Here is an 18,606-nt window from a genome sequence, read left to right as displayed (position 1 = left end):
GGTGTTTATTTGATGGATTGATGAATATTGCTCATCAGTCTTGCGGGCTATGATGGGCCTTCAACATGTCTATCAGGGCCCGCAGGCCTTGGCCCAGCTGGTGGCGACTGGGATAGTAGAGATGGAAGCCGGCAAAGGTGGGGCTCCAGTCGGCCAACACCGTCACTAGTCGCCCTGCCGCCAGGGCGTCGCTCACCTCCTCCTCATAGCAGTAGGCCAGCCCCAGGCCCGCCTCGGCCGCCCCCAGGTAGAGGGCGGGGGTGCTGGTGGTCAGCGGCCCGCTCACCTCGATCTCCAGCAGCTCGCCATCGGCGGCAAAGGCCCAGCGATAGTGGTGATGGGGGGTGAGGCGATAACCGATGCAGTCGTGCTGACGAAGATCCGAGGGGTGGCGAGGGATGCCGCGCCTTGCCAGGTAGTCGGGGGAGCCCACCACCAGGTAGCGCTGCAACGGGCCCAGGGGCACGGCTATCATCTCCTTGGGCAGTATGTCCCCATAGAAGAGGGCGGCATCATAACCATCCTCGATGAGGCGCGGTATCAGCTCCAGCTCCACCACTTCCACCTGCATGCGCGGATAGCGCACCAGATAGTCGATAAGCACAGGAGCCAGCACCTCTTGAATGGCGGCTCTGGGCGCACAGATCTTCAACCTGCCGACCGGTTCATCGCCATGGCGAGTCAACTCCTCCAGCGCCTCCTCCAGCTGACCCAGGGTCGGCAGCAACTGCGTCAGCAAGCGTTCCCCCGCATCGGTCGGCACCACGGCCCGGGTGCTGCGATTGAGCAACCTGACCCCCAGACGACTCTCCAAGCCCTTGAGGGAATGGCTCAGGGCCGAGGCAGAGACCCCGAGTTCGAGGGCGGCCCTGCTGAAACTGCGGTGGCGGGCGACGGCGGCAAATACCGCCAGTTCGGCAAGATCGGTGCGGGTGATGGTCATGTTCAGCAAGCGGCAGAGGGGGAAAACCAAGGGTACGCCAAGGGAGGGCGGGAGACAATCGGCACGCTGTTGCGGGGGTTGTAACGGCTTTGTTGCTCTTTTCAGGGGTGTTTTAAACCACCACCTATTTTTGATTTGTTAAAAAAATTTCGCAACATGGCGTATGTAATGTGATCTTGCTCGTTTGAAAGGCGACTGGAATCAAACTTTGGTTGATTAATTCAAAAAAACGCTGTGATTAATAGGGCCTTTTAACTAGAGTCAGCTCATCGGATGAGGTGGCCGTTGCCGATTTGTTAAATGGCGCGAGCGACACCCTCAGCATCACGATCTCATGCCTTCGTTTGTTGCGATTTGGTTGTCACATGGAGTGATGGCCAAATGGCCGGGGCCTGAGAATAAAAAAGGACGAACAGCAGGTGTTCCAGGGAGAGGGAACCGGGCCCATGCCCACCGACTAGTAAGAATCCACTTTCCTTGATGACAGGAACATCCCTATGTCTGACATGAATATTGCAGTTGAAGGCAGCTTGAGCAAAGCCTCCTCCCGTGGCATCAACAAGGCCGATCTGGTCTGGATGCTGGGTCTGTACGGTACCGCCATCGGTGCCGGTGTCCTCTTCCTGCCGATCAATGCCGGCGTCGGTGGCCTCTGGCCACTGGTGGCCATGCTGGTGCTGGCCCTGCCGCTGACCTTCTTCGCCCACCGTGGCCTGACCCGCTTCGTGCTGTCCGGCTCCACCCGTGATGGTGACATCACCGAAGTAGTGGAAGAGCATTTCGGCAAGACCGCAGGCAAGTTCATCACCCTGCTCTACTTCTTTGCCATCTACCCCATCCTGCTGATGTACTCTGTGGCCATCACCAACACCGTCGAGAGCCTGATGGTTCACCAGCTGGGCATGACGGCGCCTCCCCGTGCCATCCTGTCGCTGGTGCTGATCCTGGGTCTGATGGCGATCGTTCGCCTCGGCGGCCAGGTGATCGTCAAGGCGATGAGCGTGCTGGTATTCCCCTTCGTGATCACCCTGATGGGCCTGGCGCTCTACCTGATCCCGCACTGGAACGGTGCCATTGTGACCGAAGCGCCTGCGCTGTCCGAGGCCTTCAACGGTGACTTCATCAAGACCCTGTGGCTGGCCATCCCTGTCATGGTGTTCTCCTTCAACCACTCCCCGATCATCTCCTCCTTCGCGGTGGACAACAAAGGCCGCTACGGTGAGAAGGCGGAGAAGAAGTGCAGCAACATCCTGCTGGGTGCCCACGTCATGATGGTGATGACAGTGATGTTCTTCGTATTCAGCTGCGTACTAAGCCTCTCCCCGGCTGACCTGGCGGCTGCCAAGGAACAGAACATCTCCATCCTCTCCTACCTGGCCAACCACTTCGACAACCCGGTGATCGCCACAGTGGCACCGCTGATCGCCCTGGTTGCCATCAGCAAATCCTTCCTGGGTCACTACCTGGGTGCGCAAGAAGGCATGAACGGCCTGATGGCCAAGGCGCTGCGCGAGAAGGGCAAGAAGGTCGAGATCAAGCAGCTGAACAAGGTGACCGCTGTCTTCATGATCCTGACCACCTGGGCCATCGCCACCATCAACCCGAGCATCCTCGGCATGATCGAAGACCTGGGTGGCCCCATCATCGCCATGCTGCTGTTCCTGATGCCGATGTACGCCGTCGCCAAGATCCCGGCCATGCGCAAATACGCCGGCAACCTCAGCAACGGCTTCGTGACCCTGATTGGCCTGATCGCCATGTCCGGCATCATCTACAAGCTGATTGCCTGATAATTCCGGTTACGCTGTTGAATAAAGAAGCCGCCTCCCAAGAGGCGGCTTTCTTGTTTGCGGCGCAGAGTGCTTAACAAAGCCGTGGTGGCGGCCTAACATGGCAGGATGTTTTTCTAGACGGGACAAAAGGATATGTCTGGGTTGAAAAAGGATCTCGGGCTCTGGCAGGGGATGGGGTTGCTCGCCACCTCATTGCTCGGCACCGGGATCTTCGTGGTACCGGCGACAGCAGCGTCGCTGGCGGGAGGGGCCTCGCTCTGGGCCTGGGTGCTGCTCATCGTACTGGTGCTGCCCATCGCCTTCACCTTCGCCCGCCTCGGGCGCCGCTATCCCCATGCGGGCGGGGCGCCGCACCTCATCGGGCTCGCCTTTGGCAACGGTGCCGAGCGCTTCTCCGCTTTCCTGTTTCTGGCGGTGCTGCCGGTGGGGCTGCCTGCCGCCCTCACCATAGCCGCCGGTTTCTGGCACGCCTTGTTTGATCTGGGGGAGTGGACCCTGTGGGCCATCCAGCTGCTGACCCTGCTCGGGGTCTTCCTGCTCGGCTTGAGGGGGGCGCGCTCCTCCGGCAACCTGCAACTGTTGATTGCCCTGGCCATATTGGGGCTGACCCTGCTCATCTGGTTCAAGGGGGATCTCAGCTGGCGCGACGCCGCCCGGCCGCTGCCGACGGCCGCCGAGTGGCCCGCGATGGGCACGGCGCTGGCGGTGATGTTCTGGTGCTTCGTGGGGCTGGAAGCCTTCGCCCACATGGGGGAGGAGTTCAAGCGACCGGAGCGGGACTATCCCCTGGCCCTGCTCGGCGGCGTGCTGCTGGCGGGGCTCATCTACTGGGTCCACTCCCTGGTGGTGCTCAAATACGGCCTCTATGGGGACGAGGCGACCAATGCTACTGCCATCCCGGCCCTGCTCTCCCTGCTGTTCGGCCCCACCGCCAAGTGGCTGGTGGCGGTGCTCGGCTATCTCTCCTGCTTCGCCAGCATCAACATCTACTTGCAAGGGTTTGCGCGCCTTATCTGGAGCATGGCGCGGGAAGGCAAACTGCCCGTCTCCCTCTCCCGGCTCTCGGCCCGGGGCGCCCCCCTCAATGCCCTGTGCTGGGTGCTCGCCATCTGCCTCGTCTCCATCACATTGATCCTCTGGCTCAGGCTGCCGCTCGATGAACTCATCCGCTACGCCAACGGCAACTTTGTGCTGGTCTATCTGCTCTGCATGGCGGCGGGCTGGCGCCTGCTCGGCGGCACGGGCAAGGGGCTGGCGGGGGTGAGCGTCTTGCTCTGCGCAGCCGTGCTGGTGGCGCTCGCCTCCCAGGTGCTCTATGCGGTGGTGCTGAGCCTGGGGTATGGCTGCTTCTCCCTGTGGCGGCGCAGGCGCCGTCGCTCGGCATCAGGCGACGTCTGCGCCATCAAGTGAGCCTTCCTCTGGATGAGAAAAGCCCCGCAGTGCGGGGCTTTTTGCTGGCGATCAGATGTGGTGGTGCTTAAAGGTCTGGCAGGTCACTGCGCAGCAGGGCGTAGTGGCGCAGGGAGACAGGCCGATCCCCCTTCCACTCGCACTCCCGCGCCGTGCCTTCGTAATGAAAGCCGGCCCGCTCCAGCAGGCGGGCGGAGGGGAGGTTGGGCTCTTCCACCACCGCCAGCAGCCGATGCAGCGCTGTGGTGCGGTAAGTCAGCGGGAGCCACAGTCGCAGCGCCGCGCTCATCACCCCCTTGCCCCAATGCTCGGGATAGAGCCAGTAGCCCAGCTCGGCTCGCCGGTGAGTCGGGTCGGAATCGTTGTAGCCGATGGCGCCGAACGGCTTGCCCGTGTGCTGGTCGCGAATGAGGTGCCAGGCACCGCGACCCGTGCGGGTCAGCTCGGCGTACCAATCCATCTGGGCCTGGCATGCCGTCAGGCTGTCGTAGCTGACGCCGTAGTAGGCGATGACTCGCGGATCGGAGAGGCCGCGATAGATGTGGGGCAGGTCGGCCTCGGTGACGGGATCCAGCTTGATCTCTGGTGGTGAAGTTGAAGTCATGGTGGCTCCTTGCGGCCAGCCGTGGCTGGCCGCTTGTGTTGAGTCAAACAGAGGGGGATGACCAAGGTGGTTTATGGCTGCGCTCATGATTCGACCAACCCGAGCATGCTGGCCAGTCTTGCAAGCTCATGGCGCCACTCTTGCTGCAGCCGCGGGGTCTGGTGCCTGGGCTTGCGGGCGAGATCGGCGGCCAGTAGGGCATCGAGTTCATACCAGCGGGCCAGCAGGGCCTCTTCGTCATCCTCCGCACTGGCAGTGGCCTGGCGGGCGTCGTGCCCGGATGGCCCGCCAGCTAGTGGCCTCTGCTGCTGGTCGATCAGCTCGGCATAGGCCCGCTCGGCACTGTGGGTCTCCTGGATGCGTCCGTCTCTGATCAGCCAGAAGCGGTTGCAACTGCGCTCGATCAGATCCCGGTCGTGGGAGACCAGCAAGACGCCCCCGGGGAAGGCGTTCAAGGCCTCGGCCAACTCCTCCTTGCCCGCCAGATCCAGGTGGTTGGTGGGTTCATCGAGCCAGAGCAGATGGTGGCTGCCGAGCGATAGGGCAAGAAACAGCAGCCTGGCCCGCTCGCCCCCGCTCAAGGCGTGCACCCGTTGGCCATGGCGGGAGTAGGGGAAGCCTGCGCGGATCAGCGCCTGGCGCCGTGTCACCTCCGGCAAGGGCGCCAGGGGATAGAGGGCGTCGCTCAGGGTGGCGTTGTCGTCCAGCTGCTGCAGGGACTGATCGTAATAGGCGATGCTGGCGCCGGGGTGGCAGTACCAGCCTTCCCCCGCCACCTGCGAAGCCAGCTCACGCCAGCATTGGCGCAGCAGAGAGGACTTGCCGGTGCCATTGGCGCCGAGCAGGGCGACCCTGTCGCCAGCCCGCAACCAGAGATCCTCAGCCCGCAGCAGGGGCGGCAAGCCGGGGGCGGGGCGCACCTCGAGGGCTTCCAGTCGCATCAGTGCATCGGCGGGCAGTGCCTGCCCGTGCAGCTCGAGGCGCCAGGGGGCCGGCGCAGCGACCTGGCTCTGCTCCTCCTGCAGGCGGGTGATGCGTTTTTCCATGGACTTGGCCTGGCGCACCAGCTTCTCGTTGTCATATTCGCGCCCCCAGATGGCGAGGCGCTTGCTGCTGGCACTCAGGCGGTCTATCTCCTTTTGTTCGTCGGCCCGGCGCAGGCGGGCCTGCTCGTCCTCTTCGGCCAGCGCCACCCTGGCCTGACTGCAGGGCAGGGCGAAGCGATGAAGTCGTCCGTCCCGCAGGATCAGGGTCTCGCGGGTCACCCGATCGAGCAGGCGGGCATCGTGGGAGACCAGCACCAGGGCGCCCCGCCAGCCCAGCAGAAACTGCTCCAGCCAGAGCAGGGCGGGCAAGTCCAGGTGGTTGCTGGGTTCATCGAGCAGCAGCAGGTTGGGCTGGCGCAGCAGGGCGCGGCCTATCTGCAACCGGGTGTGCTGGCCGCCGCTCAGGGCGCTGGCGGGGAGCTCGGCCTGCTCTTCGAGCTGCAGCTCGGTCAGCATCTTGTCCACCTGCCAGTCGGCGGCGGGGTCACCCCCCAGGGCATCCTGCAGCACGGCGCGGGTGCCGAGCCCTTGCAGCCTTGGGGGCAGGTGCTGGGCCACGAACTCGCAGCGGCAGGGGGCGGCCTGCTGCACCCGTCCGTCATGGGGTTGCAACTCACCGGCCAGCAGGGCGAGCAGGGTGCTCTTGCCGCAGCCATTGGCGCCAATCAGGCCCAGGCGATCGCCGCTCTGGATGCCGAGATTGATGTGGTCAAACAAGGGGAGGTGTCCCGCAGTCATCTGCAGGGAGTGGGTACTCATCAGGGTCGTCATGCTCTTGCTCTCTTAAATGGCGGGATCAGAAATCCCTGTCATCAGGAGCGCTGGCGACAACGGCAGAGTCGAGAAAGGTCTCGGTGTGGAAGGAGTCGGCTTTGCTCGAACCCGCTATCGCAGCGCGATGGTATGCAGGCAAGAGCAGGCAAATGTGCCGAACAGGCGGGCCGAAATGATCGGGCACGCTTGGATAACCATGTTTTACCTCCTTGTGTTTCGTTATGGCACGGTGCGGCGATTATAAGCGCAGAAAAAATAACCGTCTATCCATGGCGACGCCCTGCGGGGGAGGTGGGAAGGAACATCGTCAGCGGCGGGACAAAAGACGCCCCGCAGTGCGGGGCGTGGTGATGGGGGGTCAGTCGCGGGGGGTCTTGAGCGCCTGGATCACATCTTCATTGGGGGCCAGCCCCTCCACATGGTTGAAGCTGTCCAGCCCCTCCTGCGGGGTGAGGGTGAAGGCGTCGGCGCTCAGGTAGCGGCCGCTGCCGGCACTCTCGACCACGACGATGAGCTCAGGCTGCTTGTCGCCGTTGAGATCCAGCAGCTTGAGCTCCTTGATGCTGCCATCGCGCGGCAGCACCTTGCCGTCGATGAACTGATCCAGCGGGAACTGGGGGTTGGCGCCGGAGTAGAGGCGCACGTCGTAGCTGCCGGTGGAGGCCGGCTCGCCACGCCCTTCGCTGACGGTTACTACCTGGCCTGAAGGGAGCGTCAGCTGTTTGAAGAACCCGTCCGCCGCCTGGCTGGCGAGGGGCAGGGTGAGCAGGCCGAGAGTAAGGAATAAGGCTTTCATGGATGTGACCCTTGTTGCTGCTTGTCTTGCGGTGTCAGTGGGCAGGGGCCTGGCCCCCGCCCTGTCTGTGGTCGACCCGGGGCCGGTTGTCGGCCAGCCCCTGTCAACCCTGTGTTTACCAGATCTTGACCCGTTTGGCCGGATCAAGATAGAGCTTGTCACCCGGCTGGATGTTGAACGCCTCGTAGAAGGCGGGGATGTTCGGCACCACGCCGTTGACCCGGTATTCCGGCGGCGAGTGGGGATCCGAGGCGAGCAGCATCTGCATCAGCTCGGGGCGATACATGCCCTTCCATACCTGGGCCCAGCCGAGGAAGAAGCGCTGCTCGCCGGTGAAGCCGTCCAGCACCGGGGCCTCCTTGCCATCCAGCGACAGCAGGTAGGCTTTGTGGGCGATGGTAAGGCCGCCGAGATCGCCGATGTTCTCCCCTAGGGTGAACTGGCCGTTGACGAACTGCCCCTTGATGGGCTCGAAGCGGTTGTACTGAGCCACCAGCCGGCTGGTGCGGAAGCGAAACTCCTTGAGATCCTGGGGCGTCCACCAGTCGCGCATCACGCCGTCACCGTCGGATTTGGCGCCCTGATCATCAAAACCGTGACCCATCTCGTGGCCGATCACCCCGCCGATGGCGCCGTAGTTGACCGCGTCATCCGCCTGCATGTCGAAGAAGGGGGGCTGCAGGATGGCGGCCGGGAAGACGATCTCGTTGTTGCTCGGGTTGTAGTAGGCATTCACCGTCTGCGGCGACATGTGCCACTCGTCTCTGTCTACCGGCTTGCCGAGGCGTGCCAGGTTGTCGGCGTATTCGAAGGCGCGGGCCCGCTGCAGGTTGCCCACCAGATCATCGGCACGGATCGCGATGGCGCTGTAATCCTTCCACTTGTCCGGGTAGCCGATCTTGGGTCTGAACTTGGCGAGCTTGGCCAGGGCCTGGGTCTTGGTGGCTGGCGACATCCAGTCCAGCTCTTCGATGCTCTGGCCGTAGGCGGTGCGCAGGTTCTCCACCAGAAGCTCCATACGGGCCTTGGCCTGGGGCGGGAAGTAGCGCTCCACGTAGAGTTTGCCCACCGCCTCGCCAAGGTTGTTGTCCAGCACCCCGAGCGCTCGCTCCCAGGGGGCGCGCTGCTTGGGCGTGCCGCTTAACGTGGTGCCGAAGAAGGCGAAGTTCTGGGCATCGGTCTGGCTGTCGAGGTAGGGGGCGAAGTCCGTGATGAGCTGCCACTTGAGGTAGGCCTGCCAGTCATTGACCGGGGTCTGCTGCATCACCTCGTTCAGGGCCGCGAGGTAGCTCGGCTGGCCGATGACCAGGCTCTGCTGCCCCGCAAGGCCGGCCTGACCGAGATAGGCGTCCCAGTCGATGGCGGGGGCGAGGCGCTTGAGCTCGCCCACCGGCCCCTTGTTGTAGTTCTTCTCCCTGTCCCGCAGGGCCACGTTGTCCCACTGGATCTGGGCGAGCCGGGTCTCGAGAGCCAGGATGCGTTTGGCCTTGGCCCCCGCATCCGCCTCGCCGAAGCGGCTCAGCATGGCGGCGATGTGCTGCTCGTATTTTTGCAGCAGCGCCTGGCTGGCGGCATCCGTCTTGAGATAGTAATCCCTGTCCGGCAGGCTGAGTCCGGATTGATAGAGGTAGACCGCATAGCTGTCCGGTGCCTTGGCGTCCGCGTCTATCCAGAAGCCGAACGGGGCGTTGCCACCGATGCGGCCGCTCTGGGCGAAGGCGCGGGCGAGGTCCTGAGGGGTTCGGATCTGCTCTATCTCGCTCAGCATGGGCAACAGCGGCGCAGTGCCCTTGGCGTTGCGGGTCTTCTGATCCAGATAGCTCTGGTAAAGATCCCGGATCTGCTGGGCCTGGGTGCCAGTGGCAGCCTTGCCGTCCAGCCCTTCCACCAGCACCCGCACGTCCGCCAGGGACTTGTCCCGCAGCATGTAGAAGGCGCCGTCGGCGGGCCTGTCGTCCGGGATCTTGGCGGTACCGAGCCAGTGGCCGTTCACGTAGCGGAAGAAGTCGTCACCGGGTTTGACCCGGGTGTCCATGTTGGCCAGCGCGAGGCCGGAGTGCTTGTCTGTCTGGTCCGGTCCCTGACTGCAGCCGGCCAGCAGGGCCAGCCCGATGAGGCCGGCCAGTATGCTTTTCTTATTGTTCATTTTTCTGATTCCAATTCGGGTTACTCAGCGTCCCTGCCCAGGTCGGGAGGAAACTCACTCTAGCAGTCGGGTTAGCGCTTGATAAGCCCGACTCTGCTAAGATCGGCCTGGTCGTATTGGGGAAGCCTATGATTTCTCGTATTTATTCTCGTTTTTGTCAGACTCTGCCCGCACCGGAAGGTTCCCGGGGCCTGTTGGTGGCCTTCAGTGGCGGGCTCGATTCCACCGTGCTGCTGGTGCTGGCGGCCCGCTTTGCTCACGCCCACGGCCTCACCCTGCGCGCCCTGCACGTCCATCACGGCCTGAGCCTTCACGCCGACGACTGGGTGGCCCACTGCGAAGCGGTGTGTCAGCAACTGGCGGTGCCGCTCGTGGTGGAGCGGGTGCGGCTCTCCCGAGGCAATGGCGACAGCCTGGAGGCCCAGGCGCGGGAGGCCCGTTATCAGGCCCTTGCCGCTCAGCTGGAGGAGGGGGAGTGGCTGCTCACCGCCCACCATCAGGACGATCAGCTGGAGACCCTGCTGCTGGCGCTCAAGCGTGGCGCCGGCCTGCGCGGGCTGGCGGGCATGGTGCCGAGCCAACCCTTTGCGGGTGGGCTGCTGCTGCGCCCCTTGCTCGAGGTGAGTCGGGCCGAGCTGGCGGAAGCCGCGCAGTCACTTCCTTATGGCTGGGTGGAGGATGAGAGCAACGAGGATGTGAGCTATGACCGCAACTTCCTGCGCCAGCAGCTCATCCCCCAGCTCAAGGCCCGCTGGCCTGCCATGGCCCAGACGGCGGCGCGCAGCATGGCCCTGTGCGCCGAGCAGGAGGCGCTGATCAGCGAGCTAGCGGAGGCGGACTGGCAGGTGGCAGGTGAGGGCGATGCGCTGTGCATCGAGGCGCTGCAGCCGCTCTCCCCGGTGCGGCGCAACAACCTGCTGCGCCACTGGATCCGCCGTCAGGGGGGGGAGATGCCGTCCCGGGAGCTGCTGGGGCTGCTGTGGCAGGAGGTGGCGCTGGCGCGCGAAGACGCGAACCCCAGGCTGAGTCTGCAGGGGCTGGAGTGCCGCCGCTTTCAGGGGCGACTCCATCTGGTGCCGCCCGGCCTTGCCCCCCGTGAGGAGGTGTTGCCCACCCGGGCGGGGGAGACGCTCCGCCTGCCGGACGGACTGGGGACCTTCAGGCTGCTGTCATCGGATGGGGGAGAAGGGCTGCGCCCGCCACGGGAGGACGAGCCCCTGTCGGTACGTTTTCAGGTGGCGCCAGGCGTCATGCTCAAGCCGGTGGGGCGGGTTGGCAGCCGACGCCTGAAGAAGTTGTTGCAAGAGTACGGGATGCCTTCCTGGCAAAGGGGACGCATCCCCATCCTCTACTACGGGGAGCAGGTGGCGCTGGTGGCCGGGCTCTTCGTCTGCGACGGATTTCTGGCGCCCGAGGGTGGCATGGCCTGGGAGTGGCGGCGTGCCGTCACCCTGGGCACTGGCTGACGGCACGGGATAAACGGCGCCCTATTCGAGGATGCCCGCTTCGCCGGCCTTCTTGCGGGCGTAGAGGTGGGCATCCGCCGTGGCATAGAGCCGCTCCACGTCCATGCCAGAGTGCCAGCTGGCGGCTCCCAGGCTGCACCCCACCGAGAAGGCGCTGAGCTCCTTGTGGCTGTGCAGTACATGTTGCAGCCGCAGCCAGACCGGGCGCCAGGCCTCGGGGTCCGCGGGTTGCAGCAAGAGGGCAAACTCATCCCCGCCGAGGCGAAACGCCTGATCCGTGCCGCGAATGCAGCCTTGCAGCAGTTGGGCGAAGCGGCTCAGCACCAGATCCCCCACCGGATGACCCCAGGTATCGTTGACCTGTTTGAAACGATCGAGATCCAGCAGCACCAGCACCAGACCGTGGGGTTCCCGGCAGTGTTGCTCCACCGCCCGGCCGATGGCCTCATCGAAATAGGCGCGGTTGCCAAGCCCGGTCAGATGATCGAGCCGCACCTGCTGTTCCAGCTGGCTTAACCGAAGATAGAGCGGCAGAGGCAGGCAGAACAGTTGGTGATATTGCTCCAGCAGCCGTCGCTGGCCGTCGCTCATGGGCTGATCCAGCTCGTACTGCAACTGGCCGAGCAACTGTTCATGCTGGCCGCGCAGCTCGAAGCGATAGCCATGCAGCACCTGTCTGGCCTGGGGTGGGTGAGCGATGAGGCTGTGAGGCTGGCCGCAGTCGAGGTGGAGCGTGTGGATCCGGACAATCTTTGCCACCCGCTCGGCAAAGATTGCCAGCAGGGCGTCAAGATCCCGTTGCCTCAGCAGCTCCTGAAGTTGCTGATAAGGATCCTGTCCGGTCAGCGGCGTGAGCCGCTCCATCTGCTGTACCCACTGCTCGATGCCGTGTCCGAAGCCGTTCAATGACGATGTGTTTTCCACGTTGCAGCCTTGCACCTCTCCACTCATTAGGCGGGTTACTGCAATCCTCGTGCCCAAAATATGTTCGATGGAAAACAAAGGTGCTGGCTAGGCTTAACGAGATGAAATGGGAGGGTAAATAACCCCGGTGTGCCGCTTGTCGCGAGCGCCCGGAAGGAGCGGGATCCTGTCCCGTAGCCCCGAAGATGACCGGACGGTGCGAGGAGCCCGATGCACAGTCTCATCATGCCATGGGGACAGATAAAAGAGAGGGATGTGTGTACGCCGATGTGTTGATCCTGCTGCTCTCCGCCGTCCTGCTGGTGGCTATCTTCCGACGCCTGGGTCAGCCGGTGATCCTCGCCTACCTGTTCGTCGGCATGTTGCTCGGCCCCCATGGCGCGGCCATCGTCACCGGGCAGGCCATGATGCAGACCATAGGGGAACTCGGCATCGTCTTCCTGATGTTCTCCCTCGGGCTCGAATTCTCGCTGCCGCGCCTGCTCGCCATGCGCAAGCTGGTGCTGGGGGTCGGCGGCCTGCAGGTGCTGCTCACCTCATTGCTGTTCTTCTGGCTCGGCTGGTGGTGGGGTCTGAGCCTGCCCCAGGCGCTGGTGGTGTCGGGCACCCTGGCCCTCTCCTCCACCGCCGTGGTGATCAAGCAACTCGGGGAGTTGCAGCAACTCCATACCCGGCGGGCCCAGCTCGGGGTGAGCGTCCTGCTGTTTCAGGATCTGGCGGTGGTGCCGCTGCTGGTGATGATCCCCATCCTGGCCAGACCAGAGGTGCAGGGCAGCGCCTTGTTGGCGGAAGTCGCCTGGGCCTCCCTCAAGGGGCTGTTTGCCCTGTCAGTCTTGCTCGCGGTGGGAAAATGGCTGCTGCCCATGGTGTTTCACGAGGTGGCGCGGGCGCGATCCGATGAGCTGTTCGTGCTCAGTACCCTGCTGGTGGCCTTGCTGGCGGCCTCTCTGACCCAGTGGATGGGGCTCTCCATGGCGCTCGGGGCCTTCCTGGCCGGCATGATGCTGGGGGAGTCCCACTACCGTCATCAGCTGGAGGTGGACATCAAGCCGTTTCGGGACGTCTTGCTGGGGCTCTTCTTCATCACCATCGGCATGACCATGGAGTGGACGCTGGTGGCGAACGCCTGGTGGCAGGTGCTGCTCTGCGTGCTCGGGCTCATCCTGTGCAAGTCGCTGTTGGTGCTGCTGGCGGGCCGGTTGATGGGGGAGCGCAAGCGCGATGCCATGGCGGCCGGTATCATGCTGAGCCAGGTCGGCGAGTTCGGCTTCGTGCTGCTGGCGCTGGCGAGCCACCATGGCCTGCTCGGTCACGAGATGGTCTCCCTGCTCATCGGCGTCGGCGTCATCACCCTTTCTCTCACCCCCTGGTTGGTGCAGCGGGCGCTGGGGCTCGCCCACTCCCTCACCGACGGGGCCCTGCTCTCGCGCGCCGGGGTCGCCCAGTCGGGGCTCAGCAAGCATCAGCATGTCATCATCGCCGGCTTCGGGCGTACCGGGCAGACCTGTGCCCGCTTTCTCAAACTCGAGGAGATCCCCTTTCTCGCGCTGGATCTCGATCCCGAGCGGGTGAGCGAGGCCAAGCTGGCGGGGGAGCAGGTGGCGTTTGGCGATGCCAGCCGGCGCGACATCCTGCTGGCGGCCGGTCTGATGCGGGCTCGCCTGGTGATCATCACCTTCGACGATCGCAAGCGGGTCGATGCCATGCTGACGCAGATCCGGGCGTTGGCGGGGGATCTCAAGGTGCTGGTACGAACCCGGGACGACAGCTTCCTCGAGCACTACAAGCAGGCCGGAGCCTTCGAGGTGATACCTGAGTCCCAGGAGGGTGCCCTGATGCTGGTGTCCCACCTGCTGGTCAACTGCGACGTCCCCCTAGGCCGGGTGATCCGGCGCATGGAGCACGAGCGCAGCAGCCAGTACCGCTTCCTGCATGGCTTCTACTGGGGAGATCAGAGTGCGGGCAACCTGGAGACGGATCAGTTGCTGGAGCGGCTGCACCCCGTGTTGCTGCACGATCAGGCCTGGGCGGTTGGGCGTCGGGTGCGGGAATTGCCCCTGGGGGAGGTGCGCATCAAGGCGGTCCATCGCGGAGAGCGGAGCCTGGAGCCGAAGGCCGATCTGAGGCTGCTCGCGGGAGATCGGCTGGTGCTGTTTGGTACGGCCGTGGCCATGGAGCAGGCGGAGCAGCGCCTGCTGGAGGGGCATTAGGCCCCCGGTCCGGGCGACGACTGCCTGTTCAAGCCTCCTCGCGGATCCGCTCTTCGATGTCCAGGAAGGACTCGATGTGCTGACGTTGCGCCATTGCATCCTGATACCCCAACCTTATCAACTGCTGACAGTAACCCGGGTGAAACATCAGGAAACTGGCCAGACTGCTGCTCTCCTGGCCATTCACCCCCAGTACCCGCAGCAGGCGGCGCAACTGGGTCGGCAGCTTGGGCAGGTAATCGAGGGCGATGAGGTCGAGATCCTGGCTTGGCCTGATGACGCAGGTCTCCACCTGGCGCAGCTTCAGTCGGTTGCGCTCCCGCGGCGGGATGAGCGACAGGGTCTGGTTGATGCGTCCCAGTCGCTCCAGATCCGAATTCAGGGTGTCGGAGAAGACGGTGTTGAGCAGGTGGCTGGCGATGTTGGAGCTGGTCAGGCGGCTCTGGTGCGGGGACGCGCTCCCCTGATGGGGTGAATCCAGCGTCACCAGCAGGATCCGTTCTGCGCCCAGGTGAATGGCGGGGCTCAGGGGGCTCAGCTGGTGGATGGAGCCGTCACCGTAGAAACGATCGCCTATGGGGGTGGCGGGAAAGACGAAGGGCAGGGCTGCCGAGGCCAGCAGGTGATCCGAGGTGAGCAGGGTGCGCAGGCCGCGCCGCCTGGCCCGCTCCCAGGGCTGATGCTCGGCCCGCCCCTGGAAGAAGGTGGTGGAGAGGCCGTCGTCATAGTCGGAAGCTGTGATGGCGATGGCCTCCAGGCTGCCGTAGAGGATGTTGTCATCGATACGGTGATAGTCGATGAGCTGATCCAGCAGGCGGCGCAGGGGGGCATTGTCGAACAGGTGGAAGGCGTGGTTGCTCTGGGGGCTGATGAGACCGGCCGAGCCCTGATACAGGGTGCGCCACAGCAGTTGGCAGGGATGAAAGTCGAAGATGTGATGGGTCTCGAAACGGCGCCAGACCCACTCCAACTTGCGCACCCCCAGGTGAAAACAGGAGGCGTAGCACGCCAGCGCCGTGATGTTGAGGGCTCCTGCCGAGGTGCCACACAGTATGGGGAAGGGGATGCCGAGGTTGCGGGGATAGAGCTCGGCCACTGCCTTGAGTACGCCGACCTGATAGGCGGCGCGAGCACCACCACCGGTCAACAGGAGAGCTGTATTGGGTCTGGCCATGCTGCTGCGCCTTATTGTGATTGCAAGGGCGGGGTGCCACCGCGCAATTTAACTATAAGACGTTGTATCCCGGATAAAAATGGGCCGCCTCATCATTTTTTTGAGGCGACCGGTACGGCGGGATCAGGCCTCGCTTCTGGGCTGGGTCAGCTGATCGAAGGCGGCGAACACGGGGGGGCTTGCCAGGATGCGACCATGGCCGAGTCCACGGGTACTCACCAACCGGGTACGGCCGTCCTCTGCCGCCCGCAACGAGTCTTTATGGGGGGCAAACCTGTCTTCCTCGTCGTGAACGATGAGGGCCGCCCCCTGGCGACGGGCGAGACGACCCAGAGGATCGACAGTGCTCAAGGGATGCTTATATTCGTGCTCGATCTCCTTGACCACCGCATCGAACAGCCGGATGGAGTAGCCGGAGCGGGCCACCATGCCATAGAGCTGGGGCACATAGTCGAGCACGGGCGAGATGAGCAGCAGCGGCAGCGCGTCGAGGGCGGGGTGGTGGCTGCTGAGGGTGACGGCGCCCCCCATGCTGTGGGTAATGACCCCCTGAACTGGGCCGACGCGCGCTAGGATCTCGTCGAAGGCGCGCACGAAGCGGGGCAGGTGCCCTGTGCTGCCTTCGCTCTGGCCGTGGGCGGGGTGATCATAGGCCAGTGCGGTGAAGCCCTGGGCGGCGATATGGCTCATCAGCGGGTAGAATTGGCTGGCACTGCCGGACCAGCCGTGCATCAGCAGCCACACCGGGCCCTGGCCAAGCCGGTAGCTCATCAGGGTGCCCTCACCGGTGTGGATGGCCTGCTGCACCAGCCCGGTGGGGGCGGCGACCTCCCGGGTTGGGCGCTGCGGGGTCAGCAACAACTTGCTGGCGGTGCGCTTGGCGTGGGCCGGTGCCAGCGCGTGGTGCAACCGGGTGCCAAGCCCCAGCAGCAACTTGCTCGGGCTGACGCGGCGGGTGTTGAAATAGATCTTGCTGCTCATGGTCATCCTGTGGTTTTTATGTGCGAACGGTCGTGCTTTTTTGTCTGTTTTTAAAAAGAAGAGCCAGAACCTCAGCGCCAGCTGGTCAGCAGATCTTCCACCTCGGGCCAGAAGTGGCGGGCCGGATCCTGACACAAGTCCAGTGCATTGAACACCTGATCTCCCAGATAGAGGCCATATAGCCGGTAGACGGCGCGCCAGGGATCCAGATCCCTGCGCCATTCTCCCTTCTCCTGGCCCTGCACCACCTGGCGAGCCAGATAGTCGAGCCAGAAACGCACCAGCTGGCGGGCCGCCTGCTGCACCTCCCCCTCCTGGGCCGAAGTCCAGGCGTCGAGGAACATGCAGCGTCCGGCAAAGCTCTGGTTCCACGCCAGCCAGGCCTGCAGCAGGGCCAGCAGTTTCTCCTGCTGGGAGCCGTGCCGTTGCTGGCGCACCGGCTGGATCACCCGCTCCCGGAACACCTCGGCAGAGTAGGCGAGCACGGCGATCTGCAGGTTGTCGCGAGACTGGAAATGGGCAAACAGGCCGCTCTTGGACATTTCGCATGCACTGGCCAGCGAGCCTATGGTCAGGCTCTCGAGCCCTTGCTGGCTCGCCTGCTCGAAGGCGGTCTGCAAAATGTTGTCGCGGGTCAGACGGCCCTTGCTCATCGCACTCTCCTCTCTGGGTTCTGCAGCATAAAGTACGATCGTGCTAATTGTCGAGCAACAAACCGCCATAGTGGTGGAGACAAGCTGCTGACTCAGCTGTCCTTGATGTCCATCTGCTGCAGGGCGATGACCGCCTGGGTGCGGTGCTTGACCCCGATCTTTCTGAAGGATGGGCGTGATATGAGCCCTGGGGGTGACAAGGGGCTCAGCTGTCCTTGATGTCCATCTGCTGCAGGGCGATGACCGCCTGGGTGCGGTTCTTGACCCCGAGCTTTCTGAATATGGCGGTGATGTGGGCCTTGATGGTGGCCTCGGAGACGTTGAGCTCCCAGGCGATCTGCTTGTTGAGGCTGCCGTCCCGCAACATGATCAGCACCTTGTATTGCTGGGGGGTGAGGCTGGCCAGCTTGCTGGCAAAGTCGGGGCCATCCTCGGACTCAGGGTGGAGGGAGATCCCTTCCGGCACCCAGTTGTCCCCCCCGATCACCGTATTGAGGGCGCTGACCAGCTCCTTCATGGGCACCGACTTGGGAATGAAGCCCAGGGCCCCGAGTCGCAGCACCTGCTGGATGATGGCGGCATCTTCCGAGGCAGAGACCACGACGATGGGCAAGTCCGGGTACTGGCCGCGCAGATAGGCCAGCCCCTCGAAGCCATTGGCCCCCGGCATCTTGAGATCTAGCAGCAGCAGATCGACTTCGGGGTGCTCCGCGAGCAGGTGGGTCAGGCTGTCGATGGAGTCGGCCTCCAGCAGCCTGGCCTCGTCGATGGCCATGTGCACCGCTTGATAGAGGGCGCCCCGAAACAGGGGGTGGTCATCTGCGATGACGATGGTAAATTGGCTGTCCATTGCTCACATTTTTGCTAACTGATTGTTTTGAAAAATCAAACTAGCACTGCTCCCCAAGGGGGTCAAACTCGCTGGTGTGCAAATGTGAGGCGACCATGAGATGTCGTGCCAACGGGGCCGACGGGGTGGTCATGAACAACCCAACGCAGGAGGCAATTGATGGGATCCTTGGTATTGACGGTAGGCACAGGTTCCACCTGGGCAATGCGGGCGTCACTGGTGCTCGCCATGAGCGGGCTGGAGTGGCAGGAGCAGGTGTTCGATCTGGAGGATGCCAAGGCGTTGCAACGGCTCAAGCGCACGGCGCCGGCCGGGCTGGTGCCCTGGCTGGATGACGGGATGCTGCGCATCCACGACTCCCTCGCCATCGCCGAGTATCTCCACGAGCTGTGCCCGGCGCGCCACCTCTATCCGACGGACCGGGCCGAGCGGGCATTGGCCCGCAGTCTGTGCGCCGAACTGCACGCGGGCTTTGGCCAGATCCGCAGTCGTCTGCCCTTCTTTTTGGGAGCGCCGACCCAGAGCGAGCCGCCGGTAGAGACCATCGGCGAGCTGGCTCGCTTGCAGACCATCTGGTCCCAGGCGAGAGGGCGCTTCTACTTTGGGGAGGCAGGGATCCTGGATGCCTTCTATGCGGTGATGGCCTATCGGTTGGCGAGCTACGGCATTTCGCTGCCCGGTCAGGCGGGCGCCTATCAGCAAGCCTTGCTGGCCTGGCCCCTGTGGCAGGAGACCCTGGTCAAGGCACGGCTGCAGTGGCCGGCCATCGCCCGGCAGTCGGCATGAAGTGTGCCTGTGCAATGAGAGAGGGGAGCCACTGGCTCCCCTCTTCGTTT

General features: G+C 64.0%; 15 protein-coding genes. 5 read left to right on the top strand and 10 right to left on the bottom strand.

Annotation, left to right across the window (positions count from 1 at the left end; translation table 11 throughout):
* Nucleotides 1–34 precede the first annotated feature (34 nt).
* Nucleotides 35–943 carry a LysR family transcriptional regulator gene (locus tag BN1127_RS11235; RefSeq protein WP_042649557.1) on the bottom strand — a complete coding sequence of 303 codons (909 nt, stop codon included), beginning with the start codon at nucleotides 941–943 and terminating at the stop codon, nucleotides 35–37.
* 497 nt (nucleotides 944–1,440) lie between these two features.
* On the opposite strand from BN1127_RS11235, the gene BN1127_RS11230 reads away from it, so the two are divergent.
* Both BN1127_RS11230 and yjeH read left to right on the top strand, forming a co-directional pair.
* Entirely contained in the window at nucleotides 1,441–2,733 is a 1,293-nt protein-coding gene (locus BN1127_RS11230; protein WP_041206253.1) for an HAAAP family serine/threonine permease, read from the top strand.
* A gap of 135 nt (nucleotides 2,734–2,868) precedes the next feature.
* Nucleotides 2,869–4,146 carry an L-methionine/branched-chain amino acid transporter gene (gene yjeH, locus BN1127_RS11225; RefSeq protein WP_042649521.1) on the top strand — a complete coding sequence of 426 codons (1,278 nt, stop codon included), beginning with the start codon at nucleotides 2,869–2,871 and terminating at the stop codon, nucleotides 4,144–4,146.
* Between the two features lie 67 nt (nucleotides 4,147–4,213).
* Here the strand turns inward: yjeH and BN1127_RS11220 are convergent, their stop codons facing one another.
* The 4 genes from BN1127_RS11220 to BN1127_RS11205 form a co-directional block, all read right to left on the bottom strand.
* Nucleotides 4,214–4,750 (bottom strand): GNAT family N-acetyltransferase, encoded by a 537-nt coding sequence (locus BN1127_RS11220; protein WP_042649520.1) that lies wholly within the window; start codon nucleotides 4,748–4,750, stop codon nucleotides 4,214–4,216.
* An 83-nt stretch (nucleotides 4,751–4,833) separates the two neighbouring features.
* Nucleotides 4,834–6,567 (bottom strand): ABC-F family ATP-binding cassette domain-containing protein, encoded by a 1,734-nt coding sequence (locus BN1127_RS11215; RefSeq protein WP_042649519.1) that lies wholly within the window; start codon nucleotides 6,565–6,567, stop codon nucleotides 4,834–4,836.
* Between the two features lie 361 nt (nucleotides 6,568–6,928).
* Nucleotides 6,929–7,366: a PliI family lysozyme inhibitor of I-type lysozyme gene (locus BN1127_RS11210; RefSeq protein WP_042649518.1), complete on the bottom strand. Its 438-nt coding sequence runs from the start codon at nucleotides 7,364–7,366 to the stop codon at nucleotides 6,929–6,931.
* Nucleotides 7,367–7,481: 115 nt separating this feature from the next.
* A complete protein-coding gene (locus tag BN1127_RS11205) occupies nucleotides 7,482–9,512 on the bottom strand; it encodes a M13 family metallopeptidase (protein WP_042649517.1) in 2,031 nt (676 codons plus the stop codon).
* A gap of 128 nt (nucleotides 9,513–9,640) precedes the next feature.
* On the opposite strand from BN1127_RS11205, the gene tilS reads away from it, so the two are divergent.
* On the top strand, nucleotides 9,641–10,978 hold the full coding sequence (gene tilS / locus BN1127_RS11200) for a tRNA lysidine(34) synthetase TilS (RefSeq protein WP_042649516.1): 1,338 nt from the start codon (nucleotides 9,641–9,643) through the stop codon (nucleotides 10,976–10,978).
* A gap of 21 nt (nucleotides 10,979–10,999) precedes the next feature.
* On the opposite strand, the gene BN1127_RS11195 is transcribed toward tilS, so the two are convergent.
* Complete coding sequence (locus BN1127_RS11195) at nucleotides 11,000–11,929, bottom strand: GGDEF domain-containing protein (protein WP_042649515.1); 930 nt, start codon at nucleotides 11,927–11,929, stop codon at nucleotides 11,000–11,002.
* A 230-nt stretch (nucleotides 11,930–12,159) separates the two neighbouring features.
* On the opposite strand from BN1127_RS11195, the gene BN1127_RS11190 reads away from it, so the two are divergent.
* Nucleotides 12,160–14,112 carry a monovalent cation:proton antiporter family protein gene (locus BN1127_RS11190; protein ID WP_042649514.1) on the top strand — a complete coding sequence of 651 codons (1,953 nt, stop codon included), beginning with the start codon at nucleotides 12,160–12,162 and terminating at the stop codon, nucleotides 14,110–14,112.
* Between the two features lie 28 nt (nucleotides 14,113–14,140).
* On the opposite strand, the gene BN1127_RS11185 is transcribed toward BN1127_RS11190, so the two are convergent.
* The 4 genes from BN1127_RS11185 to BN1127_RS11170 all read right to left on the bottom strand — a co-directional run bounded on the left by BN1127_RS11185 (nucleotide 14,141) and on the right by BN1127_RS11170 (nucleotide 17,770).
* On the bottom strand, nucleotides 14,141–15,286 hold the full coding sequence (locus BN1127_RS11185; RefSeq protein ID WP_042649513.1) for a patatin-like phospholipase family protein: 1,146 nt from the start codon (nucleotides 15,284–15,286) through the stop codon (nucleotides 14,141–14,143).
* Nucleotides 15,287–15,409: 123 nt separating this feature from the next.
* Entirely contained in the window at nucleotides 15,410–16,267 is an 858-nt protein-coding gene (locus BN1127_RS11180) for an alpha/beta hydrolase (RefSeq protein ID WP_042649512.1), read from the bottom strand.
* A 71-nt stretch (nucleotides 16,268–16,338) separates the two neighbouring features.
* Entirely contained in the window at nucleotides 16,339–16,920 is a 582-nt protein-coding gene (locus BN1127_RS11175) for a TetR/AcrR family transcriptional regulator (RefSeq protein ID WP_042649511.1), read from the bottom strand.
* Nucleotides 16,921–17,125: 205 nt separating this feature from the next.
* Nucleotides 17,126–17,770: a response regulator gene (locus BN1127_RS11170; protein ID WP_005324525.1), complete on the bottom strand. Its 645-nt coding sequence runs from the start codon at nucleotides 17,768–17,770 to the stop codon at nucleotides 17,126–17,128.
* 159 nt (nucleotides 17,771–17,929) lie between these two features.
* Here BN1127_RS11170 and BN1127_RS11165 point away from each other — a divergent pair, with 159 nt between their 5' ends.
* Nucleotides 17,930–18,556: a glutathione S-transferase N-terminal domain-containing protein gene (locus BN1127_RS11165; RefSeq protein WP_042649510.1), complete on the top strand. Its 627-nt coding sequence runs from the start codon at nucleotides 17,930–17,932 to the stop codon at nucleotides 18,554–18,556.
* The last annotated feature ends 50 nt before the right edge of the window (nucleotides 18,557–18,606 follow it).

The organism is Aeromonas media (genome assembly GCF_000819985.1).
GTDB classification, from domain to species: Bacteria; Pseudomonadota; Gammaproteobacteria; order Enterobacterales; family Aeromonadaceae; genus Aeromonas; species Aeromonas media.
Note: the sequence above shows the minus strand (reverse complement) of the source record. Positions and strands in the feature narration are given on the sequence as shown.

What these genes read in the sequence shown, in the direction of transcription:
- BN1127_RS11235 (WP_042649557.1), bottom strand. Translation starts at nt 943, where the DNA reads ATGACCATCACCCGCACCGATCTTGCCGAACTGGCGGTATTTGCCGCC.
- BN1127_RS11230 (WP_041206253.1), top strand. Translation starts at nt 1,441, where the DNA reads ATGTCTGACATGAATATTGCAGTTGAAGGCAGCTTGAGCAAAGCCTCC.
- yjeH (WP_042649521.1), top strand. Translation starts at nt 2,869, where the DNA reads ATGTCTGGGTTGAAAAAGGATCTCGGGCTCTGGCAGGGGATGGGGTTG.
- BN1127_RS11220 (WP_042649520.1), bottom strand. Translation starts at nt 4,750, where the DNA reads ATGACTTCAACTTCACCACCAGAGATCAAGCTGGATCCCGTCACCGAG.
- BN1127_RS11215 (WP_042649519.1), bottom strand. Translation starts at nt 6,567, where the DNA reads ATGACGACCCTGATGAGTACCCACTCCCTGCAGATGACTGCGGGACAC.
- BN1127_RS11210 (WP_042649518.1), bottom strand. Translation starts at nt 7,366, where the DNA reads ATGAAAGCCTTATTCCTTACTCTCGGCCTGCTCACCCTGCCCCTCGCC.
- BN1127_RS11205 (WP_042649517.1), bottom strand. Translation starts at nt 9,512, where the DNA reads ATGAACAATAAGAAAAGCATACTGGCCGGCCTCATCGGGCTGGCCCTG.
- tilS (WP_042649516.1), top strand. Translation starts at nt 9,641, where the DNA reads ATGATTTCTCGTATTTATTCTCGTTTTTGTCAGACTCTGCCCGCACCG.
- BN1127_RS11195 (WP_042649515.1), bottom strand. Translation starts at nt 11,929, where the DNA reads ATGAGTGGAGAGGTGCAAGGCTGCAACGTGGAAAACACATCGTCATTG.
- BN1127_RS11185 (WP_042649513.1), bottom strand. Translation starts at nt 15,286, where the DNA reads ATGGCCAGACCCAATACAGCTCTCCTGTTGACCGGTGGTGGTGCTCGC.
- BN1127_RS11180 (WP_042649512.1), bottom strand. Translation starts at nt 16,267, where the DNA reads ATGAGCAGCAAGATCTATTTCAACACCCGCCGCGTCAGCCCGAGCAAG.
- BN1127_RS11175 (WP_042649511.1), bottom strand. Translation starts at nt 16,920, where the DNA reads ATGAGCAAGGGCCGTCTGACCCGCGACAACATTTTGCAGACCGCCTTC.
- BN1127_RS11170 (WP_005324525.1), bottom strand. Translation starts at nt 17,770, where the DNA reads ATGGACAGCCAATTTACCATCGTCATCGCAGATGACCACCCCCTGTTT.
- BN1127_RS11165 (WP_042649510.1), top strand. Translation starts at nt 17,930, where the DNA reads ATGGGATCCTTGGTATTGACGGTAGGCACAGGTTCCACCTGGGCAATG.